Raw genomic sequence first — 1,384 nt, 5'->3', positions numbered from 1 at the left:
ATTAACGGTAACAGTCCTAAAATTGGTCAATGCGATAGCTTTTTCATACATAGCCTTAATATATCAAGCTTGTGTTGCTACTTCTTGTCCTCTTTCTCTTTCTTCTTTCGCCAATTTGGCATCATAAACTTTAATGAATGGGAAGTAGATGATGAAGGATGCTAAGGCACAGACAAAGGCTAATACAATAGCTTTCCAATCTCCTCCGGTTCCGATGAATCCACCCAAACCAATTGGTGATGGCCAAGGGACTTGGGCTATAACTGGGTTAACAATACCTAGTTTAATTGCCCAGTAACCTAAGGAAGCTGCCGTCATTGGTCCTAAGAAGAATGGAATTGCGATATAAGGATTGTAAACAACTGGCATCCCAAAGATAATCGGTTCATTGATATTGAACAGTGAAGGAACGATTGACGCTTTTCCTAATACCTTCAACTGATCTGATTTTGCAAAGAATGTAATGAAGATTACTAGTCCTAATGTCGCACCAGAACCCCCAACTGTTACGAAGGAGTTGTTGAATTCCCCTGCAAATGGAATGTTTGCGCCTGCTGCATTAGCCGTCATGTTAGCTAAAACGATAGGCGTCAAGAAAGATGTCACAATAGTTGCCCCATGGATACCGACGATCCAAAGTGCATGCATCAAGAAGTAGATCACTAGAATACCTAACCAACTGTTGGTCAAGTTTGTGACAAAGCCAAAAGGTACAGCGATTATATTGAAGATATCTGTTCCTAATGCTATCAAGATACCATTAATGATCAACACTGCAAAAGCAACAACGAAAGCTGGGATCAATGCCGTAAACGACCGAGAGACACCAGTTGGCACTGTATCAGGCATTTTGATGATCCATTTACGTCTAACACAGAGACAGTATAAGTTCACTGCAACGATTGACATGATTATAGCGGTAAAAATACCTGTTGTTCCTAAACGAGAAACAGTGTCGCCCATCCTGAACCCTTTGATGACTGTTTCAGTATCAGTGACTGAATTAATCAAAGTCATCGAACCGTTTTCAAATAACAACTCTGGAATACATAAGAAGAACGCAAACATTGAAAGTAACGCCCCATTCAATGGATTGACGTCAAGATGAGATTCTGTTTGTTCGATCCTCGTTAATTCATAACCAAATACTATTCCAAAATAAAGAGCTAAGATCCCCATTGTACTCGTATTTGCCAACATGTAGAGATCACTGAAACGGTAAAAGGTATTTTCAAAGAAACCTGTTAACGCTGGGAAAGTCAATGGTAAGACGTTAAACACTAAAAACATTGTCTAGGGTTGTCAAACATATGTTACCTGAACTGATAATAGTGGTGCTTGATGTCTTGTCCACCAAAACGAATTTTTTGAGTTTGTTGTCAAG

General features: G+C 39.5%; 1 pseudogene. It reads right to left on the bottom strand.

The features are described 5' to 3' along the window. Window positions 1-63 precede the first annotated feature (63 nt). Window positions 64-1,293 (bottom strand): annotated as a pseudogene (gene celB / locus H541_RS0110960) (PTS cellobiose transporter subunit IIC); the annotation flags it as partial. Window positions 1,294-1,384: the final 91 nt, after the last annotated feature.

The sequence above is a fragment of the Bavariicoccus seileri WCC 4188 genome (assembly GCF_000421665.1).
Taxonomy (GTDB): domain Bacteria; phylum Bacillota; class Bacilli; order Lactobacillales; family Aerococcaceae; genus Bavariicoccus; species Bavariicoccus seileri.
This window is presented reverse-complemented; position numbering and strand designations above follow the sequence as displayed.